Here is a 25,581-nt window from a genome sequence, read left to right as displayed (position 1 = left end):
AGGATTCCGTCGATGACGACGCCGCCCCGCGTACGCCGCAACAACGCCAATGCCGGGCCGGTGGTGCTCGACGATCTGTCCAAGCAGATCATCGAGCAGCTCCAGACCGACGGGCGCATGCCGTACGCGGCGATCGGGAAGGCGGTGGGCCTGTCGGAGGCCGCCGTGCGTCAGCGTGTCCAGCGGCTGCAGGACGCGGGCGTCATGCAGATCGTCGCCGTCACCGACCCGCTGACCCTCGGATTCCCGCGGCAGGCCATGATCGGCATCAACTGCGAGGGCGACCTGGAGGCCGTGGCCGACGAGCTGGCGGCCATCGACGAGATCGACTACGTGGTCCTCACGGCGGGCTCCTTCGACGTGATCGTCGAGGTCGTCTGCGAGGGCGACGGGCACCTGCTGGAGATCCTCAGCAAGATCCGCGCCATCCCCGCCGTGCGGGCCACGGAGTCGTTCGTCTATCTCAAGCTGCGTAAACAGACCTACTCCTGGGGCACTCGCTAGCCGACCGTCTCCACGATAGGCAGGATCGGCGTGTCCGCCGTACGGACCAGGCGCGGGCCCTCGGGGCCGTACACCTCCCGGGGCTCCGGGAACGCCGTCAGCAGCGCCAGGTAGAGCACGCCCGCGACGGCCAGCCCCACGGGCAGCGAGATGTCCACTCCCCCGGCCAGGTCTCCCAGCGGGCCGACGAACTGGCCCGGCAGGTTCACGAACAGCAGCGCCAGGCCCGCGGAGACGAGCCAGGCCGACAGCCCGCGCCAGTTCCAGCCGTGTGTGAACCAGTAGCGGCCGCCGCTCTGGCGCCGGTTGAAGACCTGCAGCGCCTCGGGGTCGTACCAGCCCCTGCGGGTCACGTAGCCGAGCATCATGATCACCATCCACGGCGCCGTGCACGTGATGATCAGCGTGGCGAACGTGGAGATGCTCTGGGTGAGGTTCGCGGCGAAGCGGCCGATGAAGATGAACACGATCGACAGCGTGCCGATGAACACCGTCGCCTGCACCCGGGAGAAGCGGGTGAAGACGCTGGAGAAGTCGAGCCCGGTGCCGTAGAGGGAGGTCGTGCCGGTGGACATGCCGCCGATCAGGGCGATCAGGCAGACCGGTACGAAGTACCAGCCGGGCGAGACGGCCAGCAGCCCGCCGACGTAGTTGGGGGCGGCCGGGTCCAGGTAGTCGGCGGCCTTGGTCGCGATGATCGAGGCCGTGGTCAGGCCGAACAGGAACGGCAGGATGGTGGCGAGCTGCGCCAGGAAGGCCGCGGCCATCACCCGGGACTTCGGCGTCGTGGCCGGGATGTACCTGGACCAGTCGCCCAGGAAGGCGCCGAACGACACCGGGTTCGACAGCACGATCAGCGCCGCGCCGATGAACGACGGCCAGAACAGCGGGTCACCGGCCGCGAGCGTGCCCGGATAGGACGGGTCGAAGTCCCCGGCGAAGGCGAACGCCCCCAGAACGAACAGCAGCGACGCCGCCGCGACCGCGATCTTGTTGACGAACAGCATGAAGCGGAAGCCGTACACGCAGACGATGAGCACGAGGACGGCGAAGAGCGCGTACGCGACGCCGTACGACAGGTCGGTGTCGGGCAGCCCGGCCAGCCGGTGGGCGCCGCCGACCAGCGCGTCCCCCGACGACCACACCGAGATCGAGAAGAACGCGATCGCGGTCAGCAGCGACAGGAACGAGCCCACGACCCGCCCGTGCACGCCCAGGTGGGCGGAGGAGGAGACGGCGTTGTTGGTGCCGTTGAGCGGCCCGAACAGCGACAGCGGCGCCAGGATCAGCGCGCCGACCACGAGCCCGAGCACGGTCGCGGCCAGCCCCTGCCAGAACGACAGGCCGAACAGGATGGGGAAGGCGCCGAGCACGCAGGTGGCGAAGGTGTTCGCGCCCCCGAACGCCAGCCGGAACAGGTCGATCGGGCGCGCGGTGCGGTCCGCGTCGGGGATGCGCTCGACCCCGTACGTCTCGATCTCGGTGAGGCTCATGGTTTCTCCTGCAACGCCAGCAGGCTGACGAGGTCGTAGGCCACGTGGGAGGCGGCGATCGAGGTGATCTCCGCATGGTCGTACGCCGGGGCCACCTCGACGACGTCGGCCCCGACCAGGTCGCACCCGGCCAGGCCGCGCAGGATCTCCAGCAGTTCCCGGCTGGTGAGCCCGCCCGCCTCCGGCGTCCCCGTGCCCGGGGCGTGGGCCGGGTCCAGCACGTCGATGTCGACGGACACGTACAGGGGCCGGTCGCCGATGCGCTGCCGCAGCACGTCGATCACCTCGTCGAGGCCGCGCCGCAGCACGTCGGCCGCCGTCAGGATGCCGAACCCGAGCCGCCGGTCGTCCTCGAGGTCCTTCTTGCCGTACAGCGGGCCCCTGATCCCGACGTGGCTGACGGCCTCGGTGTCCAGCAGGCCCTCCTCCACCGCCCGCCGGAACGGGGTGCCGTGCGTGTACTCGGCGCCGAAGTAGGTGTCCCAGGTGTCGAGGTGGGCGTCGAAGTGCAGCAGCGCCACCGGGCCGTGCCTCCTGGCCACGGAGCGCAGCAGCGGCAGCGCGATCGTGTGGTCGCCGCCGATCGCGACGAGCTTGGCGTCGATCGAGTCCGCCGCGCCCTCGATGCTCTCGATGGCCGCCCCGATGTCGAACGGGTTGGCCGCGATGTCACCGGCGTCGACCACCTGCGCCCGCTCGAACGGCGAGACGTCCAGCCCCGGGTGGTACGGCCGCAGCAGCCGGGAGGCCTCCCTGACCGCGGCCGGGCCGAACCTGGCGCCGGGCCGGTAGGACACGCCGGTGTCGAACGGCACGCCCACGACGGCCACGCCGGCCCGCTCGACCTGGTCGAGCCTGGGCAGGCGGGCGAAGGTGGCGAGCCCGGCGAAACGCGGGACCTGAGAGGAGTCGACAGGGCCAAGGTTCATGCGGCCCAGTGTTCGTCATGCCTCTGACCTGCGGCAATTGTCGAGCCAACGAAGTCGCACGGTGAGTGTTGTGGCCGGCCACAAGCCGCGAAGGTCATGGGACCGGCCTGACGGCGAGCGGCGGCTATCCGGAGAGCTGGACCGTCGCGATCTCCCACGGCTTCAGCGCCAGGCGGAGCACCCCGTCCGCGACCGGCAGCGGATCGCCGGGGCGGCCGCGCAGGTCGGCGTGGCGGGCCTGGGTGAAGGCGCCCTCGATGACGGCCTCCGTGGCGACCGGCGTGAGGGCCACGACCCTGAGCTCCCGCCGGTCGTCACGCATCCGCAGCGAGGTCATCACCACGCCGTCGCCCGTCACCGACAGCCCGGACGCGGGATCGGGCAGCGCCGCGGCGCGCTCGCCCTGGCCCGGGACCACGAGCAGGTCGTGGCGGAAGGTCTCGGCCTGCGGCACGACCTCCTGCCAGGAGTCCGCGTACGGCATCAGCGCCAGGCTCACCGACCGGATCCCGCGCGACTGGGCGGCGGGGGTCGGCAGCTGGGGCCCGGCCGGCTCGGGGCGCAGGGCGTTGCGGTTGCGGGACAGGTAACCGACCGAGCGCAGGAGCGTCAGGGCCAGCTCGCCGTCCGCCACCTCGTACTCCGTCACGTGCTCCAGCAGCGCCGCCACGCCTGCGGCCGCCACCCACGAGGAGGCGGGGAAGGTGGGCAGCGGGGTCTCGCCGCAGCCGCCCTCCGAGGTCAGCCCGCGGGTGACCACCGCGAACTGCCCCTCGGCGTGCGACTCCGTCGCCGGGGCGGGCAGCGGCACGTGCAGCCGAACCCGATGATCCTCACACCGGTTGTCGAACTCGACGCGCAGGCGCACGTACGGCTCGCCGGCCCGCAGCTCGACGCGGGTGGTGACGACGATCTCCTCGGTCCGCCGGGACCGCGCGGGCGCGGGCAGCTCGGGAGTGCCGTCGATCCCGCGGCCCGAGGCCGGCCACCGGTACGTACGCCGCACGTCCACCGCCGCCACCAGCGGACCCGAGCAGACCAGCTCCGTCTCGACGGACGACGGCTCCGACACGAGCAGGTCGCCGGTCGGGGGCGCGTGGTTGTAGGTGTCGCCGACGTCGCCGCCGTCCACGATGCGCCCGGCTCCCGTGACCGTCGTGCCGTCCGCGCCCACCAGCGTCAGCGTGCCGTCGCCGGCGATCGTGACCCGCAGCAGGCCGTTGTCCAGCGCCTCCTCGTCGCCGCGCACCGGCGCGGGAACCGGCCGGCCCTGCCCGGCGGGCGGGCGCCGCACCTGTTCGCGGGGCGCCGGCCGGATGCTCGTGTGGCCCAGCGGCGGGACCTCCACCAGGGCGGCGACCGTGCGCCTGGGCTCGGCGAGTATGCGCACCCGCCGCACGCCGCCGGTCGCCGCGCGCAGGTCGTCCAGGTCGATCACGGCCGACGTCTCCCGCGCCACCGTGAACGTCAGCGTCCCGCCCTCCACCGACCACGCCGTGATGTGCTGCCCGTACAGCTCGGTGCCGTGGACGAAGGTCAGCGCCGTGGCGGCGTCCATCTCCTCGTCCAGCAGCAGCGTGGGCGCGTACTCCAGGGGCTGCACCGGCACCGGCGCGCCCGAGGGGTCCACCAGCGGGTCGGTGCCGGCCACGTCCACGACCACGACGCCGCTGCGCGCGGCGGGCGTCGGGTTGACGAGCAGCACCCCGTCCGAGGGCACCGACCCGGCCAGCCGGGCGGTCACCATGTCGCGTACGGCCTGGCCGAGGTGCTCGGCCTCGGCGATGCGCGCGGCCACCTGCTGGGCGGTGTCGTCCACGCCGCAGCCGGTCACCGAGTCGTGGCCGCTGGCGTCGACCAGCCGCCACCACGCCATGTCGAGGAAGCGGCCCGGCCACTCGGCGCCCCAGAGGGCGGCCAGCGGCTCGGCGTAGCGCTCGACCATCCGCTCGGCGCGGCCCATGGCCTGCTTGACGTGGGCCCGGACCGAGATGACGCCGGGCAGGATGTTGGCGCGGGCGTGGGAGCGCAGCTCGCCTTCGACGCGCGGCAGCCCGTCCACCTCGCCGGAATACTTCCCGATATATCCGGACAGGGTGTCCATCCGGGCGCCGATCGCCGCCACCATCTCCGGCAGCCCGCGCACCGGCGCCGAGTGGTCCGTGCCGTACATGGCCAGCAGAGCCCCCTCGGGCCCGTGCCACTCCCGCATGGTCGTGACGAACGCCGCCGCCCGCTCGGCCAGCCCAGCGGAGTCCGAGAACAGGTGCGCCCCGTTCCCGTAGCCGCCCGCGGGCAGGTACTGGGTGCGCAGCGCCGTCCCGTCCGGCGCGACCCAGGCGAAGGCGTCCGTGGTCACCGAGGACGGAACCCCGCGGTAGACGCAGGCGTGCAGCAGCCCGGCCTTGCGCAGGATCTGCGGCATCTGCGCCGTGTGCCCGAACATGTCGGGCAGGTATCCCACCGGCATCGCCCCGCCGAGCTTGTCCGCCCGGCTCATGCCCAGTTCGAGGTTGCGCACGATGTTCTCGCCCGAGCACAGGAACTCGTCGAGCAGGATCTGCCACGGCCCCACCGCCAGCCGCCCCGACTCGACGAGCGCGGCGATGCGGTCGCGGTTCTCGGGCCGCACCTCCAGATAATCGTCCACGCAGGCCAGCTGCCCGTCGAGGGTGAAGTGGTAGGCGGGCTCGCGCTCCATGGTGTCGAGCACCTCGTCGAGCAGCGCGACCAGCCGCAGCCGGAAGCGCTGGAAGGGCTCGTACCACTCCCGGTCCCAGTGCGTGTGCGGTACGACGACGATCTCTTCGCTCATGCGGCCTCCCCTCCGATGGGCAGATCATGCTGTACGGCGTAACGAGCGGCGATCCGCTGGGCCGTCACGATGTCCTCCAGCCCGCCGCCCGCGTCGGTGAGAGGCGGCTTGCCATCGTTCACGAAAGCATGGAAGGCGGCCAGCTGTACTTCGAATGCCTCGGTCACGTCGCGGTGCTCGGTGCGGCTCTCGGCGCCGGAGACCACGGTGAGCGTGGTGGGCGCGTTCATCAGGTAGGGCGAGGGGAAGACCAGCTCCAGCGAGCCCCTGTCGTGGTGAACGGCCACGGTCTCGCGGTAGGCCGGGTAGTCCTCCAGGTAGTGCCAGCGGATCGAGAACCGGCCCCGGGCGGGCAGGGGCCCGCTGATCTCGATGGACCCCGGCGCGGGTCCCCAGGTCTCAACGTACGAAATTTCAGCAGGCGACCCAGTAAAGCGCCTCAAGAGCGACAAATCGTGGCATATAGAGCCCAGGGCCACCCCGTACAGCGCCCGCACCCGCTCCGGCGCCGACTCCCCCAGCGCCCGCGAGACCAGGTCGCGCTCGGCGGCCCGCAGCGAGTCGAGCAGCCCCGGGTCCACGTCCCGCGCCTGCGTCAGGTTCGCGAACGCCAGCTGCGACTCCCCGCTCGGATGCAGCACGGTCACCTCGACCGACCTGATCGCCTCTGGGCCGCCCAGCTCGGCCAGCAGCTCCTCGGCCCGGCGCACGGCCGGGTCGTACTGCTTCATGTAGCCCACCATCAGCCGCCCCTCGGGCAGGGCGGCCACCTCCGCCCTGGTCAGCGCGAGCGGCTTCTCGCACAGCACGGCGTACCCGCCGGCCAGCGCCCGGCCGACCGTCTCCCCGTGGGAGCCCGAGGCGAGGACGAGCACGGCCTCGAAGCCCCCTGCCGAGAGCAGCTCCGCCACCGACGTGAAACGCCCGGCGGCGCCCAGCCGGTCACCCACCGCGTCGGCGAGCGTCCGCGACAGGTCGCAGACCGCGACCACCTCGAACAGGTCACGCCGCCTCGACAGCAGCGGCACGTAGACCGCCTGCGTGACGGCGCCGCATCCCACCAGCGCGATTCTCACAGTCCCAAGTCCTCCAGCCTGCGGCGGTTGGCCGCCTGGTCGGCGATGTTCTGGGCGACGGAGCGGCGTCCGGGCAGGGTGTCCTGCTCGATGATCACCCAGCCCGCGTAGTCGATCTCGTCGAGGACGCGCACCACGGCGGGCAGGTCCAGCTCGCCCTCCCCGAGCGGGGCGAACCCGCCGCGCCCCATGAGCTCGCGCAGGTCCACGCCGTCGGCCAGGGCCTGGGCGAGGATCTTCGTGTCGCCGTCCTTGATGTGCACGTGCCCGACCCGGCCCGACCAGTCGCGCAGCGCGCTCACCGGGTCGCCCCCGGCCAGCAGCAGGTGGCCGGTGTCCAGGCAGAGCTGCACGTCGGTCAGCTCCAGCAGCCGCTCGACGTCGTCAGGGGTCTCGACGTAGGTGCCGAGGTGGTGGTGGAACGCGGGCTCCAGCCCGCGCTCGCGGCACCGGTCGGTCGCGTCCTGCACCCGGGCCGCGTAGGCCGCCCACTCGGACGCCGCCAGACCTGGAACGCTCCCACCCGGGCGCGCGAACCGCTCCGGCGACCCCGAGCAGGCCAGCGTGGGCCGCGGCCCGAACCCCTCGGGCGCCGGCGGCGCGACGGCGAACACGTCGAGCGCGGCCTCCAGCGCGGACAGCCCGGTCTCATACGCCGCCGCGTCACTGTAGGGCAGGTCCACCCAGCCGCCCGCGAGCAGCAGCCCGTTCCCCGCCAGCCGGTCGGTCAGCCGGAATCCGGTGCCCAGGTAGCCGATCGGCCCCGAGTCGATGCCCTCGTAACCGGCCTCGGACAGCGCCCGGACCATCTCGTCGGCGCTGAGCGGCGGCGGCTCCGTGGCCAGCTCGAAGACACCGAAGCTCACGGGTGCGTTGGCGACTTTCACTCGCATAGTGCGATCACCTCGTTCTCGTAAGTTTCCAGGCGGTGGCGTCCGTCGATGGCCCGCAACAGCGCGCGCTCCCCGCGTACGACCTGCCGGGTGCCGTCGGGGCGTACCAGGACCAGGCCGTCGGCGTCCAGGGCGAGCAGCTCGTCGCCCAGCCTGAGCAGCAGCGGCCCGTCGGGGCCGGTGGAGACGGCGGTGCGCCCGGCGCGCACGCCGTCCAGCACCGTGCTCGTGTCCTCGGCCAGCACCCACGTGGTCGGCCCGCCGGGCAGGCCGTCGGAGCCGTGGCGGTGGAAGTCGCTGCCGCCGATCGCGATCACGTCGTCGCGCCAGGCGTCCGCCCAGGCCAGCGGCGCGCCCCAGCGGCGGTCCCACCAGCCGGAGCTCCAGACCTCGGCTATCCGGGGACGCCGGGCGATGGGCAGCAGCCAGGCGCAGTCCCCGCCGAGCGGGTGGTTGATCGAGATCAGCCCGCCCGCGCGCTCGGCGTGCTCGGCCCAGGAGTCGGCCGGCTGCCGGAAGTCCACCCAGCCGACCTCGCCGAACACGTTCGCGTGGCCCCGGTCGGTGGTGACCTCCTGCCCCGGGATGAGCGTGATCCCACGGTCGATCTTGCCCAGCCAGGGGTGGTGGCTGACGGTGTTGTGGTCGGTGACGGCCAGGAAGTCGAGGCCGCGCCCGTGGGCCAGCTCGGCCAGCTCGGCGATGGTCAGGCTGCCGTCGCTGTGCAGGGTGTGGGCGTGGAAGTCGCCCGCGAACCACCGCAGGCCGTCGACGGAGGGCACGTCCCGCCGGGGCGGGCGCTGCCCGTGCGGCGGCTCCTCGGCCACCGGCTCGGCGGGGGCGGCGGCCGAGGTGGTGATCTCCAGCGAGTAGTCGAGGCCCTGCGGCGGGATGCGGTGCAGGCGCAGCCACACGTGCCACGTGCCCGCCTCCGGCTCGCCCGGCAGGTAGCCGGGCGTCGCCCAGTCCGGGGTGATCGTGTACTCGTCGCGCGCGCCGCCCGACCAGCCGCGGAAGCCGCCGGGCGCGCCGCAGCCGAGGTCGATCACGCCCTGCGAGCGGTCGTAGGCCAGCCGCACGGTCACGGCCGCGGTCCCCGCGGGCACCTCGAAGGGCACCTCGCGCAGGATCCGCTCCAGCCGGTCGTCCAGGCTCCAGTGGCCTCTCACACGAGCTCTCCGTCCCGGTAGACGAGGGCGCGGTCGCGCCGGGGCGCCGCGTGGCCGTCGGCGCCGATCTCGGGTTCGCTCCCCTCGGGCACGACGGCCTGCACGGTCACGCCGTTGACGTCGAGGGTCACCAGATGGGACGCGCCGAGGTTCTCCACGATGGCCACCTTGCCGCCCAGCGCGCCCTCGCCGGGCTCCGCCGAGTAGGCCAGGTATTCGGGTCGCACGCCGTACACGATCTTCTCCCCGTCGGACAGCCGCCCCTCGGCCGAGGCCGGGACCGCCACCTTGCACCCTGCCACCTCCAGCGTGTCACCTCGTACGACGCCGTCCAGCAGGTTCATGGGTGTCGAGCCGATGAATCCGGCCACGAACGTGTTCGCGGGCCGCTGGAAGACCTCGGCCGGCGTGCCGATCTGCCGGATGTGCCCGGCTTCCATGACCGCCATCCGGTCGGCCATGGCCAGCGCCTCCGCCTGGTCATGGGTGACGAAGACGGTGGTGACGCCCAGCTCGCGCTGGAGCTTCTTCAGGAACGTACGCGCCTCCAGCCGCAGCCGGGCGTCCAGGTTGGACAGCGGCTCGTCGAACAGGAACGCCTGCGCCTGCGTGGCCATCACCCTGGCCAGCGCCACCCGCTGCTGCTGCCCGCCCGAGAGCTGGCCCGGCCGCCGGTCCATGAGCTGTTCGAGCCCGAGCCGCGCCCCCACCTCGGCGGCCTTGTCGCGGCGGGCGCCCTTGGCGACCTTCTTGATGCGCAGCGGGTAGGCGATGTTGTCCGTGACGTCCATGTGCGGGAAGAGCGCGTAGTCCTGGAAGACCATGGCGACGTCCCGGCCGCCGGGCTGCACGCCCGTCACGTCCCGCTCGCCGATGACGACGGCGCCGCCGGTGGCGGTCTCCAGGCCGGCGATCGTGCGCAGCAGCGTGGTCTTGCCGCAGCCGGAGGGGCCGAGCAGGGCGAAGAACTCGCCGTCGGGGATGACCAGATCGAGCGAGTCGAGCGCCTTCACCCCGCCGGGATAGACCTTGGTCAGCCCGCGTAGTTCGATTCCGGCCATTAACGCTTGATCCCTCCGTGGAAGCGGAAGCCGTACTTCTTGCTGACGAACAGGTACATGAGCACCACGGGGACCGAGTACAGCAGGCCGAACGTGGACAACATGCTGAGGTTGGCCTGGCCGCCCTCGGTGTAGAGGGTGTAGGTGATCACCGCCGCCGGCTGCTTCTCGACGTCGCTCAGCAGCAGGTACGGCATGAGGAAGTTCCCCCACACGTTGGCCACCGCCCAGACCCCGACCGTCGCCAGGCCGGGCCGCACCAGGGGCACGACCACGTGCCGCACGATCTGCAGCGGCGTGGCCCCGAAGACCCGCGCCGACTCCTCGTACGACTTCGGCGTGGAGTCCATGAAGTCCTTGAGCATGAAGATCGCCGCCGGCAGCAGCCCGCCGGTCAGGATGAGGATCAGCCCGAGCTGCGAGTCGATGAGGTTGAGCTCCACCGCGAGCTGGAACAGCGGCACCATGGCCGCCGTCCCCGTGATGATCGACGACAGCAGCAGCAACGCGTAGAGCAGCGCGTCCCGGCCGGGCAGCCGCACCCGGCTCAGCGCGTACGCGGCCAGCGAGGCCAGGATCACCACCAGCACGGCCGTGCCGACGGACAGCACCAGGGAGTTGTAGAGGGACGGCAGCGCGTACGGATGCTCGGCCACCGCCCTGAAGTTGTCCAGAGTGAAGCTGGGGGCCTTGACCTCGGAGGTCGGGTCGGAGGTGAAGCCGGGGATCTTGATCTCGTAGGTCGGGTCGGAGGTGAAGGGGGCCGTCACCAGCCACAGCAGCGGGATCGTGAAGAAGGCCAGCAGCACCGCGATCAGCGTGTAGAAGCCGATCCGGCCCAGCACGAAACGGGTCATTTCCTTCTCCGGAGCAGCCGCAGGTAGAACACGGCCACGACCAGGTTGATCAGCAGAATGATCGCGGAGACCGCGGCGCCGTAGCCCAGCTCGCCGCTCTGCAGCGCGACCTTGTACACGTGCACGGCCAGCACCTCGGACCTGCCGTCGGGGCCGCCCGCGGTCAGCAGGAACGGGGTGAAGTCGTTGAACGTCCACAGGCTGATCAGCAGCAGGTTGGTCAGGACGTGCCCTCTGATGTGCGGGAACACCACGTCTCTGAGCTGCTGCCAGCCGGAGGCCCCGGCCAGGCGGGCGCTCTCCAGGTGCGAGGGCGGCACGTTCCCGAGCGCGGCGCCGTACAGCATCATCGAGAACGCTGTGCCGCGCCAGATGTTGAACACGATGATCGAGAGCATGGGGTGGTCGAGCAGCCAGGCGAAGCCCTGGATGCCGAGCAGCGCGTTGAGCGTGCCGCCGTCGCGGTCGAGCAGCGCCACCCACAGGAACGACACGATCGCGCCGGGCAGGATCCAGGCCAGGATGACCAGGCCCTCGACCAGCCGCTTCAGCGGGCCGCGCCGGTCGCGCAGCAGCCAGGCGATGGTGAAGCCGAGCCCGACCTGCCCGATGACCGCCGAGCCCAGCACGAACTCGACGGTCAGCCAGGTGGAGCTCCAGAACTCGGGGTTGGCGGCCGCGTCGAGGAGGTTCGCGAGCCCCACGAACTGCGGCTCGGCGGCGGCGGCGCCGGTCAGGCGGTAGTTCGTGAGGGCGAGGTAGAGCACCCAGAGCGCGGGGAAGACCAGGAACGCGGCGATGAGCAGCAGGGCGGGGGCCACGAAGACCCCTGCCCGCAGCCTGCCCAGGCCCGCCGCGTCCGAGCTGTAGCGGCCCGGCGCGCCGGCCTCGCCGGCCTCAGGAGGCGATGTTGCCAGGGCCACCGACGATTCCTTCGAGCTTCTTCTGGTAGTCGGCCGCCGCCTGGTCGGGCGCCGTGCCGCCCACCACCGCGGCCGTGGCCTCCTGCAGCGCCACCGACACCTGCGGGTAGACGGCCACCGGCGGCCGGTAGGCCGTCAGCGGCAGCACCTTCTCCGAGATGTAGGTCAGCAGCGGCTCACCGGCGAGGATCTCCTTGTTGACGTCGGTGCGGGGCGTGATGCGGACGTTGCCGTCCTTGGTCTCCTCCTTCAGCCCCTCCGGCGAGAGCGTGAAGGTCGCCAGCTCGAAGGCCTCCTTCGGGTGCTTGCTGTTGGGGTTTACCGTACGCAGCGCGCCGCCCGACATGCTGACGAAGTCCTGGCCGCGGATGCCCTTGCCGGGCTCCATCGCGGGGATCATGGCATAGCCGACGACCTGGTCGCGGTCGGCCATCTTGGCCACGCCGGTCGCGGGGTTGACGACGCCGCGCCAGAAGTAGTCGCCCTCCATCAGGATGCCGATCTTGCCCGCGGCGAACTGCTGGAACGACTTGTCGCGGCCCTTGGCCTCCTGCTGGAGCTTGGGGTCGCCGAGGCCGCCGCCGTAGATCTTCTGGTAGAGGCCGAGCGCGTCCTTCAGCGGCTGCGTGGCGCCCGCCCACTTGCCGTCCTTCTGCACCTCGCCGCCCGCGCCCGCGAGCAGCGGCAGCACGCCCTGCATGGAGGTGGCCTCGCCCATCGCCGTACCGGCGTTGATCTGGATCGGCACGGGCACGCCGGAGGACTTCAGCTTCGTCCCGGCGTCGAGGATCTCCTGCCAGCTCTTCGGCTGCCAGTCGGCCGGCAGCCCGGCCTTCTGGAAGAGCGTCTTGTTGAAGTAGAGCACCCGGCCGTCGGTGCCGACGGGCAGCGCGTACTTCTTGCCGTTGAACGTGGCCAGGCCCTGGACGGCCTCGGGGATCTGCGACCAGCCGTCCCAGCCGTCGGCGTCCGTGCCGACCAGGTCCGCCAGCGGCTTGAGGTAGCCGGCCTCGGCGAACTCGCCGGCCCAGATGCCGTCGATGTCGATCACGTCGGCGCCCTTGCCTGACTTGAGGTCGAGGGAGAGCTTGGTCTTGTACTGCTCGTCGTCGACGCCGCTGGGGACGAACTTGACCTTGACGTTCTTGCCCTTCGCCTTCTGCGCCGCCTCGAACTTGGGGATCACCCAGTTCGCGATGAAGTTGGCGCCGGCCGCGTTCTTCCCGCCCGCGATGGCGTTCTGGGTGATCGTCAGCTCGATGGCGTCACCGCCTCCGCCGCCTCCGCCGCCGGACGACTGGCCGCAGGCCGCGAGCCCCAGCCCGGCCGCGGTGATGACCGCGACCACACCCATAGACCGTTTCCGCAATGCCATGCAAACCCTCCGACAGGTCCGTAAGGAGGTAACGCCACTGGGCCAATATGTCATGACATCCATATGACGTAAAGGCTTGGCCAAATTTACGGAGAGTGCCCGCATGCTGTGTTTTTGCTCAACGGGCCGGGAGCTAACCGTTCGACACGGAGGGTTGTGAGGGCGCAGGGGTTTGAGTCGAGGGACATTAGGTTACATAGCGGACATCCGTATGTCATGACAATATGCCATAGTGTCGCAGGTAAGCTCCATTCCTGGAGGTGCTTTGTACGACCTGATCACGTTCGGGCGCTCCGGCGTCGACGTCTACCCGCTGCAGACCGGCGTCGGCCTGGCCGACGTGGAGTCCTTCGGCAAGTTCCTCGGCGGCAGCCCGACCAACGTCGCCGTCGCCGCGGCGCGCCACGGGCTGCGCTCCGCCGTGATCACCGGCGTGGGAGCGGACCCTTTCGGAGAGTTCGTCCGCAGGGCGATCCGCGGCTTCGGCGTGGACGACGCCTTCGTGAGCACCATCGAGGGCCCGCCCACCCCCGTGACGTTCTGCGAGATCTTCCCGCCCGACCACTTCCCGATCTACTTCTACCGGGGCGAGCACCCGCCGGACCTGCAGATCTCCCCTTCCCATCTCGACCTGGACGCCATCGCGGAGGCGAGCCTGTTCTGGTTCTCGCTGACCGGGCTGAGCCAGGAGCCGAGCGCCGCCGCCCACGCCGCCGCGCTGTCGGCGCGCACGTCGGGCTGGACCGTCTTCGACCTCGACTGGCGGCCGTCGCTCTGGAAGTCGCGGGAGGCGGCCCCCGAGGCCGTGCGGCGGATGCTCCCGTACGCGAACGTCGCGGTCGGCAACCTCGACGAGGTGGAGAACGCGGTCGGCGTGCGCGACCCGGAGGCCGCCGCGCAGGCGCTCCTGGACGCGGGGGTGAAAGTCGCGATCGTGAAAATGGGCCCTGAAGGGGTTCTCGCGCGTACCTCCGAGGAGAGCGTGGTGGCGGAACCGGTGGAGGTGAAGGTGGTCAACGGCATCGGAGCGGGCGACGCGTTCGGCGGGGCGATCTGCCTCGGGCTGCTGCGCGGCTGGCCGCTGGAGCGGACGGTGCGCTTCGCCAACGCGGCGGGCGCGTTCGTGGCCGCCCGGCTGGCCTGCGCCGACGCCATGCCGTCCACGGCCGAGGTGGAGGACCTGCTGAACGGAGCCGTCTCTTGAGCGACCTCACCCTGTCCAGGACCGCCGGCTACGAGCGGCTCACCCAGATCCGGGCCACCCGGCCGGAGGAGATCGCCGAGGCCGCGGCCCGGCGGCAGCGGCGCGGCCTGCCCGGCGAGGGCGAGCGGCTGCTGATCATCGCCGCCGACCACACGGCCCGCGGCGCCCTGGGCGTCCGCGACCGGCCGCTGGCCATGGCCGGCCGCGCCGACCTGCTCGACCGCCTCCAGGTGGCGCTCTCCCGCCCCGGCGTGGACGGCATCCTCGCCTCCCCCGACGTCATGGAGGACCTGCTCCTGCTCGGCGCCCTGGAGGGCAAGCTGGCCTTCGGCTCCATGAACCGGGGCGGCCTGCTCGGCTCGGTCTTCGAGGTGGACGACCGCTTCACCGGGTTCGACGCGGCCTCGATCGACGAGATGCGCCTGGACGGCGGCAAGATGCTGCTCCGCATCGACCCGGCCGACCCCGCCACGGCGGTCACCCTGGAGTCCTGCGCACGTGCCGTCACCGACCTGGCCCGCCGCCGCCTGCCGGCCATGGTGGAGCCCTTCTGGGCGCGGCGCTCCGAGTCGGGGGCGCTGCGCAACGACCTGTCCCCCGAGGCCGTGATCCGCGCGATCAGCGTCGCCCAGGCGCTCGGCACCACCTCCGCCTACACCTGGCTCAAGATCCCGGCGGTGGCGGAGATGGAGCGCGTGATGGCCGCCACCACGCTGCCCGCGCTGCTGCTGGGCGGCGATCCGCCGGACATCGACGCCGCCTACGCCGACTGGGACCGCGCCCTGAGCCTGCCCGGCGTGCGCGGCCTCGTCGTGGGCCGCGCCCTGCTCTACCCTCCGGATGACGACGTGGCGAAAGCGGTGGACAACGCCGCGGCACTGGTACGGGAGACCCGCGCATGACATACGTTCCGTTCGGCAAGGCCGCGAACGGCCCCTGGTCCGTCGAGATCACCCCGTCCCTGGCGGGCTGGACGTACTCGGGCCTGCGCATCGTGGACCTGGCTGACACGCCGGTCTCGTTCGACACCGGCGACGAGGAGACGCTGGTGCTCCCGCTGTCGGGATCCTGCACGGTCACCACCTCCGCCGCGACGTTCGAGCTGGCGGGACGGCCGTCGGTCTTCAGCGGGCCGAGCGACTTCGCCTACGTCCCGATCGGCTCCCACGTCACGCTCCGGGGCGCCGGGCGCATCGCCCTGCCCTCCGCCCTGGCCACCCGCGCCCTGGAGCCCCGCCACGTGCCCGCCGACCAGGTCTCGGTCGAGATCCGCGGCGCGGGCCAGGCCACCCGCCAGGTGAACAACTTCTGCTCCCCCGACGCCTTCGACTGCGACAGGCTCATGGCCGTGGAGGTCATCACACCGGGCGGCAACTGGTCGTCGTACCCGCCGCACAAACACGACACCGACAACCCCGGCGAGGCGGTCCTGGAGGAGATCTACTACTTCGAGGTGGCCGGCCAGGGCAACGCCTACCAGCGCGTCTACTCCTCCGAACGCGGCCACATCGACACCCTGGCCGAGGTCTCCTCGGGCGACGTCGTCCTCGTCCCGTACGGATACCACGGCCCCGCCATGGCCGCCCCCGGCTACGACCTCTACTACCTGAACGTCCTGGCGGGCCCGGCGGAGGAGCGCTCGATGGCCTTCTGCGACGACCCGCGCCACGCGTGGATCCGCTCCTCCTGGGAAAGCCAGGCCACAGACCCGAGACTGCCGTTCGGGAGGACTTCATGATTCGCTTGACCGTCGCCCAGGCCGTCGTGCGCTTCCTGGCCCAGCAGTGGAGCGAGCGCGACGGCGTGGAGCGCAGGTTCTTCGGCGGCTGCTCCGGCATCTTCGGCCACGGCAACGTGGCCGGGCTCGGCCAGGCGCTGGCCACCTCCACCGAGGACCTCCCCTACCACCTGAGCCGCAACGAGCAGGCCATGGTCCACACCGCCGCCGCCTACGCCCGGGCCAGCAACCGCCTGGCCACCCTGGCCTGCACCACCTCCATCGGCCCCGGCGCGACCAACATGATCACGGGCGCGGCGGGCGCGACGATCAACCGGCTGCCGGTGCTGCTGCTGCCCGGCGACATCTTCTCCACCCGGGTGGCGGGCCCGGTGCTGCAGGAGCTGGAGGACCAGCGCTCCTACGACATCTCGGTCAACGACTGCTTCAAGCCGGTCTCCCGCTACTGGGACCGGATCAACCGCCCCGAGCAGCTCCCGTCGGCGCTGCTGGCCGCCATGCGCGTGCTCACCGACCCGGCCGAGACCGGCGCGGTGACGCTGGCGCTGCCGCAGGACGTGCAGGCCGAGGCCCACGACTGGCCGGAGGAGCTGTTCGCGCGCCGCGTCTGGCACGTCCCCAGGCCGCTGCCCGAGCGGGCCGCCGTGTTCCGGGCGGCCCAGCTGGCCAAGTCGGCCGTGCGCCCCCTGATCGTCGCGGGCGGCGGGACGATCTACAGCGAGGCCACGGAGGAGCTGCGGGTCTTCGCCGAGACGTACGGCATCCCGGTCGCCGAGACGCAGGCCGGCAAGGGCGCGCTCCCGTACGGGCACCCGCTCGCCGTGGGCGCGATCGGCGCCACCGGCACCACGGCCGCCAACGCGCTGGCCCGCGAGGCCGACCTGATCATCGGCGTGGGCACCCGCTACAGCGACTTCACCACCGCCTCCCGGACGATCTTCGCCCTCGACGCCCGCTTCCTCAACCTCAACATCACCGCCTTCGACGCCGCCAAGCTGTCGGGCCTGCAACTGGTCGGCGACGCCCGCGAGGGGCTGGCGGACCTGGTCGAGGCGTTCGCGGGCTGGAGGGGCGCGCCGGCGGACTACCGCGCGCGGGCCGCCGAGCTGACCCGGGAGTGGGACGCGGCGGTGGACCGGGCCTACTCGCTGGAGGGCTCGCCATTGCCCCAGTCCGCGGTGATCGGCGCGGTCAACGCGGCGGCGGCAGAGGACGGCGTGGTGGTGTGCGCGGCCGGGTCGATGCCCGGTGACCTGCACAAGCTCTGGCGGCCGAGCGGGCCGGGCAACTACCACGTCGAGTACGGCTACTCCTGCATGGGCTACGAGATCGCCGGCGGGCTGGGCGTCAAGATGGCGGTGCCGGAGCGCGAGGTGTTCGTCCTGGTGGGCGATGGCTCGTACCTGATGATGGCGCAGGAGCTGATCACCGCGATCTCCGAGGGGATCAAGCTGGTGGTCGTCCTGGTGGACAACTCCGGCTTCGCCTCCATCGGCCGCCTGTCGGAGAGCGTGGGCGCGGAGCGGCTCGGCACCTCCTACCGGCATCGCGACGGCGGGCCGCTGCCCGTCGACCTGGCCGCCAACGCGGCCAGCCTCGGCGCCACGGTGCTGCGCCCCGAGTCGGTCGCCGACCTGCGCAAGGCGCTCGAGGAGGCCCGCTCGGGGACCGGGACCACGGTGATCTACGTGCGCACCGACCCGATGGCGGACGACGCCCCGTCCTCCGAGGCGTGGTGGGACGTGCCGGTCGCGGAGGTCGGCGGCACGACCGGCGCGGCGCGGGAGACGTACGAGGAGAGCAAGCGCTCCCAGCACCTCCACCTGACGCCGCCCGACTGACCAGGGTTGCCCTGAACCCCCACGGGGAAGGCCTCTGACCAGGCACGATAGGGGGCAGGGGATGGAGCCGTGGCGGCTGCTCGGGTGGATCGCGCTGGCGGCGGTGGTCGGCTTCTGCCTTTACCAGGTCGGCACGATCGTCGTGGCGATCGTCGTCGGCGTGTTCATCACGGCGCTGGTGCTGCCCCCGGCCCGCTGGCTCAGGAAGCGCGGGCTGAGCCGGGCGCCGGCCACCGCGATCGTCTACGTCGGCGGGCTCGTGGTGGCCGCGGGGCTGATCGCGCTGCTGGTGCCGCCCACCATCGACAGCGTCGAACAGTTGCGGGTCAGCTTCGGCAAGGTGCTCGACAACCTGTACAAGCTGACCCACGAGTTCGGGTTCGACCCGCGCAAGCTCGCCGCGCAGGCCGAGCAGTACCTGTCCGCCCAGGGCCGCCAGATCGCCACGGGGGCGCTGGCCGGGGTCAGGACGGCGGGCGAGATCGTGGTGGGGGCGGTGGTGGCGTTCGTCCTGTCGGTGTACTTCGTGCATGGCGGTGACCGGCTCTTCCGCTGGCTCGTGGAGCTCGCGCCCCCGTCGGCCAGGCCGCACATCACCGAGACCGCTCGCCTGGCCTTCGGCGTGATCGGCCGCTACATCCGCGGCGTGGCGATCGTGGGCGCGGTGGAGGGGTTCCTGATCGGCATGACGCTGTGGATCCTGGGCGTGCCGATCGCGCTGCCGCTGGCGGTGCTGACGTTCGTGGGGGCGTTCCTGCCGATCGTGGGGGCGTTCACGGCGGGGCTGCTGTCCGCGGTGGTGGCGCTCGTGGCCAAGGGCTGGATCGTGATGCTGATCGTGGTCGGGGTGACCGTGGCGATAGGCCAGCTCGAGGGACACGTGCTGGCGCCGCAGATCTACGGCAAGGCGCTCGCCCTGCCCAGCGCGATCATCCTGATCGCGATCGCGGTGGGCAGCCTGCTCTGGGGGATCGTCGGCGCTTTCCTGGCCGCCCCGGTGACGGCGGTGATCGTGGCCCTGCTGCACAGGCCGCGGGCCGAGCCCACCCCGGTCACTCTCGCTCCGCCGCGGCCTCCTCCAGCGACTCCCGCGACCACGTGATCCGCCCGGCCCGCAGGTCGTCGATGACCCCGCGCAGCCACCGGGCCTCCGCGGCCGTCACCTCGCGCAGATATTCGATCTCCAGCATGGTGACGCGCGGGAGCCCGGGCTCCTCCGCCAGGCCCGCCTCCAGCCAGGCCAGGGTTTCGGCGACCGCCCGCTCGCGCCGTTCGAGCGCCCCCGCCAGGTCCTCCGGCGCGAGCATGAGCGCGTTCGCCAGCGCGGCCGGGAACTGCGGGAACTCCTGCTTGGGCGTGCTCAGCATCTCGTCCAGCCACTTGAGCAGCGCCGTCGTGCCCTCCGCGGTGATCTCGTAGACCGTGCGCTCGGGGTACTGCTGGTCGCGCCCCGTCTCCCGGACGCTGATCAGGCCGGCCTCCAGCAGCCGGTCGATGGTCCGGTAGAGGCCGGCCCGCTGGCCCACGTTGACCACCAGGTCCTTGCCCCACTGCTTGAGCAGGCGCTGGATCCCGTACGGGTGCAGCGGCTGGTGGCGCAGCAGGGCCAGCACGGTCAGGGCGAGCGGCGAGCCACGGTCGAGAGCCATGGGCCAATACTAGCTTCGCCATTACTAGTTGACGAGAGACTAGTTTCACTGCAACTATCCCATCCATGAGCGACATCGAACGCATCCACACCGACCACGCCGTCACCCGGCGCCTGGGCAACTGGACCACCGCGGGCCGCTTCGAGGTCCGCACCCGCTACGGCCAGACCACCCTCGACCTGCGCTCCCCCGGCCTGCCCGCCGAGATCGAGCTGCGCCTCGACCTCGACCGCGGCGTGGTGAAGCTGCTGGTCCCCGAGGACGCCACCGTCGAGCACCAGGACCTGCGCTGGAGCGGCCGGGGCCAGGTCAAGGACCACCAGGCGCCCGCGGCGGGCCCAGCGGAGGGCCCAGGGCGGCGCATCCGCCTGGTGGGCAGGGCCGCCGGCAGCGAGATCCGCGTCCGCCGCGGCGGCGTCGCGATCCTCACCGCGATGCTGTCCCCCGAGTACGTACGCGACGTCCGCCAGGCCCACCGCAACGGCACCCGCCCGACCGTCGACGACCCCGCGCGCACCCTGGAGAAGGCATCATGAAGCAGACCCCCGTCCTGATCGTCGGCGGCGGCTACGCCGGCCTGGCCTCGGCCCTCTTCCTCTCCCACCAGGGCGTGCCCTGCCTGCTGGTCGACCGCCACGCCGGCGCGTCGCTCCTGGGCCGGGCGCGGGGGATCAACCCGCGCACCCTGGAGATCTACCGGCCGCTCGGCCTGGACGAACTCGTGAAGGAGGCGGGCCGGCCCTTCGACGAGGATGCCGGCCTGGCCCGCTGCGCGACGCTGGCGGGCGAGTGGCAGTGGCTGTTCGACAACGACTCCCCGCGGGCGCTGCCCGAGCTGACCGCGGGCGAGTTCTGCCTGGCCGACCAGAGCACGGTCGAGCCCATCCTGATCGAGGCGGCCCGCGCCAGGGGCGCGGAGCTGTGGTTCGACACGCAGTGCCAGTCGATCGAGCCCGACGCCGACGGCGTGACGGCCGTGGTGGAAAATCGCACCACCGGCGAGCGGCACACGATCAGGGCCCAGTACGTGATCGGCGCCGACGGCTACGGCGGCGCCACCAGGGAGCGGCTCGGCATCGCCCGCACCGGCCTCGGCGCCGTGCGCCACTTCGTGACCTTCGTCATCAAGGCGGACCTGTCGGAGATCATCACCAAGAGAGCCCTGTTCTGGATCGTCGGCGAACCTGGGGTCACCCCTTCGGCGGCCTTCATCTCCCACGCGCTGCGCGACCACTGGGGTCTGTCCCTGATCTACGACCCGGACCAGGAGTCCCCCGACGACTTCACCGACGAGCGCTGCGTCGCCGCGGCCAAGGCGGTCATCGGCCGCGACGTACCGGTCGAGATCGTCAGCAAGGCGTCCTGGACCGAGGCGGTGGGCGTGGCCGACAGCTACCGCTCCGGCCGGGTCTTCCTCGTCGGGGACGCCGCGCACGTGTGGCCGCCGGCCCAGGGGCTGGGGGCCAACTCGGCCGTCCAGGACGCGCACAACCTGGCCTGGAAGCTCGCCGCCGTGCTCGCGGGGCGGGCCTCGGACGCGCTGCTCGACACGTACGAGGCCGAGCGCCGCCCGGTGGCGCTGGAGCTGGCCGACCTGACCGTGCGCAGCCAGGCCGCCAGGTTCAGCTCCGCCCCGGAGGAGGACCCGGTCGACCCGGTCACGTGCGTCCTCGGGCAGCGGTACGCGTCCACGGCGATGGCCGGGACCCCGCCCGAGTCGGTGTTCGGCGACGGGGTGCCACGAGACGCCCGTCCCGGCACCCGGGCCCCGCACCTCTGGCTCTCCCTGGACGGGCGGCGGATCGGCGTGCACGACCTGTTCCACGACTCGTTCGTGCTGCTGTGCGGGCCCGGCGGGGAGAAGTGGGCGCGGGCGGCGGTCGAGGGGGTGCGGGTGCACCGGGTGGGGTCGGAGCTGGTCGACGTCGAGGGGCACTGGGACTCGCGGTACGGCTGCGACGCCGTCCTGGTGCGCCCGGACGGCTACGTGGCCTGGCGCTCGGACGACCCCGCGGGCGAGCACGACCCGGCGACCCGCCTGGCTGCCGCCCTCCACCAGATCCTCCACTGACCCCGATGTACGTCAGAGGAGGAGCTCCAGCTCCAGCTCGTGGCGGATCGGGATGCCGTCGGCCTCGGCCGGGATGCCCGGCTTGAGGTCCCGCGCCCGGTCCACGCCGTTGCGGTGCAGGGCGACCAGGTCGAAGCCGTACCGCTGGTAGAACCGCAGGGCGCGCGTGTTGTCGTTGGTGGTGATCAGCCAGAGCCTGGCCGCCCCGCCCTCGGCCGCGACGGCGCGCACCGCGTCCAGCAGCGCCGCCCCCACCCCCCTGCCGGGCATCACCGCGTCGATCGTGATGATCTCCACGGAGTCGCCGCGCCGCCCGTACGTGATGATCCCGGCCAGCTCGCCATCGAGCTCGGCGATGAACCCCGGCTGCGCGGCGGCGTCGACCAGCTCCCCGCGGCCCAGGGCCACCACGGTCGAGCCGCCCCAGCTCTCGGTCAGCACCCGGGTCACGTTCGCGAGATCTTGCGGCTCGATGGGACGCACGGATATCGCCATGTCCCTCATTATGAGATCTATGCGATGGGTAACGTTCGACTGCTTCGGAACACTTGTCGACTGGCGGCACGGCATCCGCACCAGCGCCGAGCTGATCGCGCCGGGTCAGGGGGCGCGGCTGCTGGAGGCGTACAACCGGCACGAGCACGTGGTGCAGGCCGAGTCCCCGACGCTCCGCTACCGCCACGTGCTGGCCGAGGCGCTGCGCAGGGCCTGCGCCGACGAGAAGGTGGAGCTGAACGAGGACGACGCCTCGGTGCTGGGCACGACGCTCCCGTACTGGCCGGTGTTCTCCGAGGTGGGCGCCGAGCTGTCGGCGCTGCGCGGGGCGGGCTGGCGCCTGGCGCTGCTCACCAACTGCGACCGCGACCTCGTCGCCGAGACGCGGCGGCGGCTGCCCGTGGCGTTCGACGCGGTGCTGACGTCGGAGGACGTGGGCGCGTACAAGCCGGCCGACGCCCACTTCGAGACGTTCAGGCGCTCGTACGAGCCGGCGCGATGGGTGCATGTGGCGCAGAGCTACTTCCACGACATGGTCCCCGCGCACCGCCTCGGCATCCCGCGCGTGTGGATCAACCGCCAGGGCGAGCGGCCCGCCGACGAGAAGGTCGTCCAGCAGGTGCTGCCCGACCTCGGCGGGCTGCTCTCCGTGGTCGAGAACGCCTAACGGCGCTGCTCCAGCACGTCCGCGATGCCGGCCAGGAAGGAGTCCACGTCCGCGATGAGGTAGCCGGAGCGGAACAGCACGGTCGAGAACTTCGCCGCCCGCACCTCCTTGGCCGTCACCGGGAAGTCGGTCGTCCCGCGCAGGGTGGCCACGATGCGGTCCAGGAAAGCGTCGATCTCGTCCTCGTTGTAGCCGGTGCCCATGCGACCCGGGCGGAAGGCCACCCGTTCGACGCGGGCCGCCTGGGTCTCGAACCACTCCTCGCGCAGCATCTCGCCGGTCGGCTCGGCCATGGCGAGGCGTACCGGCCGCTTGGCCTGGGTCTCCAGCGCCACCACGAACGCCTCCAGGGCGAAGTCGACGGCGGTCTCGACATAGCCGCCACGCTTGGCTCGGAACGTGGCCCGCCGCACGTCGTCCGCGGTGACGGGCTCCACAGTGGGCATGCCCCTGCCCAGGGTCGACTCGATCCGGCCGATCAGGGCGTCGACTTCGGCGGGGTCATAGCCTGAACGCATACCCATGACGCGCGGAAAGCGATTCAAGCCCACTCCTCTTGATGCTGGGGGTGTCTCCATTGTGAGGCTCTTTATGCCGGTGATGCGACCCGACATATAGCGTTACAGGACCATGCGTCTGTCCAAGGTCTCTTTCCGCTACCGAAGACGTGATCCTTTCGTCATCGAAGACGTCGACGCCCAGCTCGCCCCCGGCGACGTGATCGAGCTGACCGGCGTGAACGGGGCAGGCAAGTCGACTCTGCTGCGCCTCCTCGCGGGCCTCACCCGGCCCACGATCGGCACGATCGCCGGGCGTCCCGAGGTGGTCGGCTTCGCCCCCGACCGCTTCCCGACCGCCCAGCCGTTCACGGTCACGGCCTATCTGCGCCACATGTCCCGGGTACGCGGGGGCGCCCGCTGGGAGCCGTGGGCCGAGCGCCTGAACATGGGCCACCTCCTCACCGTCGCCCTGGGCGAGCTGTCGAAGGGCAGCGCGCACAAGGTCGGCCTGGTCCAGGCGCTGATGTCGGAGCCGGGGCTGCTGATCCTGGACGAGCCGTTCGCCGGGCTCGACGTGGACACCCGTGAGGCGCTCCCGTCGATCGCCGGCGAGGTGGCGGGCCGCGGCGGCATCGTCATCGTCAGCGACCACCAGGGCGGCCTGCGCTCTCTGCCCGAGATGCGCCATTGGTCGCTGGTGGACGGCCGCCTCAAGGAGAGCACGACGGCGCCCGGCCTCGATCCCGTCGAGGACAGGGGGACGGTCGTGGCCGTCACGGTGCCCGCGTCCGAAGTCCACGACTTCCTCGCCAGGATGCGCGGCGAGGGTTATCTGGCCCGCGAGATCGAGGAGTCCGGTTGATCGCCCTGGCCACGTTCCGCCTGGCCGCCTACGTCCGTTCGCACCGCATGTTCCAGGCACTCCTGCTGGCACTCGCCATGCTGGCGATCCTCTACGGCAGCCGGGCGCCGCGCGGCGGGGAGGCCGCGGCCCTCACGGACGGCGCCGTACTGATCATCCCCATCCTGGCCTGGGCGGCCAGGAGCCTGCTCGACACCGAGCCCGACCGGCAGCGGGAGCTGTCGGCGATCCAGGTGGGCGGCCGGGGCAAGGAGGTGGCGGCGGGGCTGCTGGCGGCGTTCGCGACCTGTGTGGCGTTCGCGGCGCTCGGCCTGGGCGCGGCGCTCCTGCTCGGCGTGAGCCAGGCTCCCTCGCGCGGCGTGCTGGCCGCCGCTCTCGTCCTGAACGCCCTGGCCGCGTTCACCGGCACCGCGCTGGGCGCCCTCACCAGCCGCGCGGTCATCAGCTCCCCCGCACTTTCGATCATGGGGCTGTTGCTGGGGTTCCTGGCGATGCTGCTGCTCAGCTCCTCGCCCCTGCACTGGCTCACCGTCCCGCTCATCGCCTGGATGAAGGCGGCGAACGGGGGTCACCTCCTCGACCAGCTCCCCGAACTCGGCGCCATCTCCCTGATCTGGTGCCTGATCGGCCTGGGGACGTACGTGTGGCTCCGGCGTAGGGTAGGTTAGTGAGCACTCACTCACCCTAGAGGAGACGACGGTGAAGATGATCTGCCTGGGTGACAGCATCACCCGCGCACAGGTGAGCGCCGACTACGTGGCCATGCTCCGCTCCCGGCTGCCCGAGGCGACCGTGATCAACGCCGGGGTCAACTACGAGCCGTCGTCGGAGACGGTCAAGCGGCTCGACGACGTCGTGGGCCAGGACCCCGACGTCGTGACCGTACTCATCGGCACCAACGACGCGAACTCCACGCTCAGCGGGACGCTCGCCAAGACCCTGCGCAAGCGCTGGAAGCTCGCCGCGGACCCCACCCCGGAGGCCTACGCCGCCAACCTCGCCACCATCGCCCGGCGGCTCCAGGACGAGACGATGGCCCGCGTGGCGATGCTCTCCCTGCCCGTCATCGGCGAGGAGCTCGACTCGGTCCCGGTGCGGCGGGCCGCCGAGTACAGCGAGATCGTCCGGCGGGTCGCGGCGGCCGAGGGCGTCACGTACCTGCCGCTCAACGAGCGGATGACGGCTTACCTGCAGGAGCAGGGCCGGGCTCCCGGCACTCCGTACCAGGCGGAGGGGAAGCTGGCGCAGACCGCCGCGATGCAGCACTTCCTGCTCGGCCGCAGCCTGGACGCCATCTCCAGGGGCCGCGGCCTTCAGCTCACCACGGACAACGTCCACCTGAACAGCCGGGGCGCCGCCATGATCGCCGACCTGATCGAGGGCTTCACCGCCCGCTCGATCGCCCCCCACTAGCCCGGTCCACGTTCTTGATGTGCGCCTGCCCTCCGCACCCCGGGCC

Annotated in this window: 25 protein-coding genes; 12 read left to right on the top strand and 13 right to left on the bottom strand. The window is 71.8% G+C overall.

The annotated features are described in order from the left end of the window. Positions 1-12 precede the first annotated feature (12 nt). Positions 13-504: an Lrp/AsnC family transcriptional regulator gene (locus tag H4W80_RS45875; protein ID WP_185071603.1), complete on the top strand. Its 492-nt coding sequence runs from the start codon at positions 13-15 to the stop codon at positions 502-504. Here the strand turns inward: H4W80_RS45875 and H4W80_RS45870 are convergent. The 10 genes from H4W80_RS45870 to H4W80_RS45825 all read right to left on the bottom strand — a co-directional run bounded on the left by H4W80_RS45870 (position 501) and on the right by H4W80_RS45825 (position 13,074). Next, complete coding sequence (locus H4W80_RS45870; RefSeq protein WP_192790797.1) at positions 501-1,997, bottom strand: purine-cytosine permease family protein; 1,497 nt, start codon at positions 1,995-1,997, stop codon at positions 501-503. The two genes, H4W80_RS45875 and H4W80_RS45870, sit on opposite strands and share 4 nt — an antisense overlap. Then, complete coding sequence (gene speB / locus H4W80_RS45865) at positions 1,994-2,926, bottom strand: agmatinase (RefSeq protein ID WP_192790796.1); 933 nt, start codon at positions 2,924-2,926, stop codon at positions 1,994-1,996. The genes H4W80_RS45870 and speB overlap by 4 nt, the downstream gene beginning before the upstream one ends. Positions 2,927-3,050: 124 nt before the next feature. After that, positions 3,051-5,741, bottom strand: coding sequence for a glycoside hydrolase family 38 N-terminal domain-containing protein (locus tag H4W80_RS45860; RefSeq protein ID WP_192790795.1), 2,691 nt, complete (start codon positions 5,739-5,741; stop codon positions 3,051-3,053). Further along, the gene (locus tag H4W80_RS45855) at positions 5,738-6,817 is read right to left on the bottom strand and encodes a Gfo/Idh/MocA family protein (RefSeq protein ID WP_192790794.1); all 1,080 of its coding nucleotides are present in this window, start codon (positions 6,815-6,817) and stop codon (positions 5,738-5,740) included. The genes H4W80_RS45860 and H4W80_RS45855 overlap by 4 nt, the downstream gene beginning before the upstream one ends. Then, a complete protein-coding gene (locus tag H4W80_RS45850; protein ID WP_225964023.1) occupies positions 6,814-7,710 on the bottom strand; it encodes a TIM barrel protein in 897 nt (298 codons plus the stop codon). The genes H4W80_RS45855 and H4W80_RS45850 overlap by 4 nt, the downstream gene beginning before the upstream one ends. Continuing rightward, the gene (locus tag H4W80_RS45845) at positions 7,701-8,879 is read right to left on the bottom strand and encodes a CehA/McbA family metallohydrolase (protein ID WP_192790793.1); all 1,179 of its coding nucleotides are present in this window, start codon (positions 8,877-8,879) and stop codon (positions 7,701-7,703) included. Before H4W80_RS45845 ends, H4W80_RS45850 begins: the two co-directional genes overlap by 10 nt. Continuing rightward, entirely contained in the window at positions 8,876-9,940 is a 1,065-nt protein-coding gene (locus H4W80_RS45840) for an ABC transporter ATP-binding protein (RefSeq protein ID WP_192790792.1), read from the bottom strand. The genes H4W80_RS45845 and H4W80_RS45840 overlap by 4 nt, the downstream gene beginning before the upstream one ends. Next, on the bottom strand, positions 9,940-10,797 hold the full coding sequence (locus H4W80_RS45835) for a carbohydrate ABC transporter permease (RefSeq protein ID WP_192790791.1): 858 nt from the start codon (positions 10,795-10,797) through the stop codon (positions 9,940-9,942). Before H4W80_RS45835 ends, H4W80_RS45840 begins: the two co-directional genes overlap by 1 nt. Further along, a complete protein-coding gene (locus H4W80_RS45830) occupies positions 10,794-11,720 on the bottom strand; it encodes a carbohydrate ABC transporter permease (protein ID WP_318787362.1) in 927 nt (308 codons plus the stop codon). The genes H4W80_RS45835 and H4W80_RS45830 overlap by 4 nt, the downstream gene beginning before the upstream one ends. After that, entirely contained in the window at positions 11,695-13,074 is a 1,380-nt protein-coding gene (locus H4W80_RS45825; RefSeq protein WP_225964022.1) for an extracellular solute-binding protein, read from the bottom strand. Before H4W80_RS45825 ends, H4W80_RS45830 begins: the two co-directional genes overlap by 26 nt. Positions 13,075-13,360: 286 nt before the next feature. On the opposite strand from H4W80_RS45825, the gene iolC reads away from it, so the two are divergent. The 5 genes from iolC (at position 13,361) to H4W80_RS45800 (ending at position 18,980) form a co-directional block, all read left to right on the top strand. Continuing rightward, entirely contained in the window at positions 13,361-14,299 is a 939-nt protein-coding gene (gene iolC / locus H4W80_RS45820; RefSeq protein ID WP_192790790.1) for a 5-dehydro-2-deoxygluconokinase, read from the top strand. Continuing rightward, positions 14,296-15,201 (top strand): Cgl0159 family (beta/alpha)8-fold protein, encoded by a 906-nt coding sequence (locus tag H4W80_RS45815; RefSeq protein ID WP_225964021.1) that lies wholly within the window; start codon positions 14,296-14,298, stop codon positions 15,199-15,201. Before iolC ends, H4W80_RS45815 begins: the two co-directional genes overlap by 4 nt. Next, positions 15,198-16,037 (top strand): 5-deoxy-glucuronate isomerase, encoded by an 840-nt coding sequence (gene iolB / locus H4W80_RS45810; RefSeq protein WP_192790789.1) that lies wholly within the window; start codon positions 15,198-15,200, stop codon positions 16,035-16,037. The genes H4W80_RS45815 and iolB overlap by 4 nt, the downstream gene beginning before the upstream one ends. Beyond that, positions 16,034-17,878: a 3D-(3,5/4)-trihydroxycyclohexane-1,2-dione acylhydrolase (decyclizing) gene (gene iolD, locus H4W80_RS45805; protein ID WP_192790788.1), complete on the top strand. Its 1,845-nt coding sequence runs from the start codon at positions 16,034-16,036 to the stop codon at positions 17,876-17,878. The genes iolB and iolD overlap by 4 nt, the downstream gene beginning before the upstream one ends. 61 nt (positions 17,879-17,939) lie before the next feature. Continuing rightward, positions 17,940-18,980 carry an AI-2E family transporter gene (locus H4W80_RS45800; RefSeq protein WP_225964020.1) on the top strand — a complete coding sequence of 347 codons (1,041 nt, stop codon included), beginning with the start codon at positions 17,940-17,942 and terminating at the stop codon, positions 18,978-18,980. Here the strand turns inward: H4W80_RS45800 and H4W80_RS45795 are convergent. Next, positions 18,931-19,527 (bottom strand): PadR family transcriptional regulator, encoded by a 597-nt coding sequence (locus tag H4W80_RS45795; RefSeq protein ID WP_192790787.1) that lies wholly within the window; start codon positions 19,525-19,527, stop codon positions 18,931-18,933. The two genes, H4W80_RS45800 and H4W80_RS45795, sit on opposite strands and share 50 nt — an antisense overlap. A 65-nt stretch (positions 19,528-19,592) precedes the next feature. Between H4W80_RS45795 and H4W80_RS45790 the strand changes: the two genes are divergently transcribed. Together H4W80_RS45790 and H4W80_RS45785 are read left to right on the top strand one after the other, a co-directional pair. Further along, positions 19,593-20,063 carry a hypothetical protein gene (locus H4W80_RS45790; RefSeq protein ID WP_192790786.1) on the top strand — a complete coding sequence of 157 codons (471 nt, stop codon included), beginning with the start codon at positions 19,593-19,595 and terminating at the stop codon, positions 20,061-20,063. Next, positions 20,060-21,598 carry an FAD-dependent monooxygenase gene (locus tag H4W80_RS45785; protein ID WP_192790785.1) on the top strand — a complete coding sequence of 513 codons (1,539 nt, stop codon included), beginning with the start codon at positions 20,060-20,062 and terminating at the stop codon, positions 21,596-21,598. The genes H4W80_RS45790 and H4W80_RS45785 overlap by 4 nt, the downstream gene beginning before the upstream one ends. A 12-nt stretch (positions 21,599-21,610) precedes the next feature. Here the strand turns inward: H4W80_RS45785 and H4W80_RS45780 are convergent, their stop codons facing one another. Next, on the bottom strand, positions 21,611-22,093 hold the full coding sequence (locus H4W80_RS45780) for a GNAT family N-acetyltransferase (protein WP_192790784.1): 483 nt from the start codon (positions 22,091-22,093) through the stop codon (positions 21,611-21,613). Positions 22,094-22,112: 19 nt separating this feature from the next. On the opposite strand from H4W80_RS45780, the gene H4W80_RS45775 reads away from it, so the two are divergent. Beyond that, positions 22,113-22,760: an HAD-IA family hydrolase gene (locus H4W80_RS45775; RefSeq protein ID WP_192790783.1), complete on the top strand. Its 648-nt coding sequence runs from the start codon at positions 22,113-22,115 to the stop codon at positions 22,758-22,760. Here the strand turns inward: H4W80_RS45775 and H4W80_RS45770 are convergent. Further along, complete coding sequence (locus tag H4W80_RS45770) at positions 22,757-23,338, bottom strand: DivIVA domain-containing protein (protein WP_264086029.1); 582 nt, start codon at positions 23,336-23,338, stop codon at positions 22,757-22,759. The two genes, H4W80_RS45775 and H4W80_RS45770, sit on opposite strands and share 4 nt — an antisense overlap. A 52-nt stretch (positions 23,339-23,390) precedes the next feature. Here H4W80_RS45770 and H4W80_RS45765 point away from each other — a divergent pair, with 52 nt between their 5' ends. From H4W80_RS45765 to H4W80_RS45755, 3 genes are read left to right on the top strand one after another with little or no spacing between them, the layout of a single operon-like run. Continuing rightward, positions 23,391-24,122 carry an ABC transporter ATP-binding protein gene (locus H4W80_RS45765; protein WP_192790782.1) on the top strand — a complete coding sequence of 244 codons (732 nt, stop codon included), beginning with the start codon at positions 23,391-23,393 and terminating at the stop codon, positions 24,120-24,122. Beyond that, positions 24,119-24,790 carry a hypothetical protein gene (locus tag H4W80_RS45760; protein WP_192790781.1) on the top strand — a complete coding sequence of 224 codons (672 nt, stop codon included), beginning with the start codon at positions 24,119-24,121 and terminating at the stop codon, positions 24,788-24,790. The genes H4W80_RS45765 and H4W80_RS45760 overlap by 4 nt, the downstream gene beginning before the upstream one ends. Positions 24,791-24,827: 37 nt before the next feature. Continuing rightward, positions 24,828-25,535, top strand: a complete 708-nt coding sequence (locus H4W80_RS45755; protein ID WP_225965982.1) for an SGNH/GDSL hydrolase family protein — start codon at positions 24,828-24,830, stop codon at positions 25,533-25,535. The last annotated feature ends 46 nt before the right edge of the window (positions 25,536-25,581 follow it).

Source organism: Nonomuraea angiospora, from assembly GCF_014873145.1.
GTDB classification, from domain to species: Bacteria; Actinomycetota; Actinomycetes; order Streptosporangiales; family Streptosporangiaceae; genus Nonomuraea; species Nonomuraea angiospora.
This window is presented reverse-complemented; position numbering and strand designations above follow the sequence as displayed.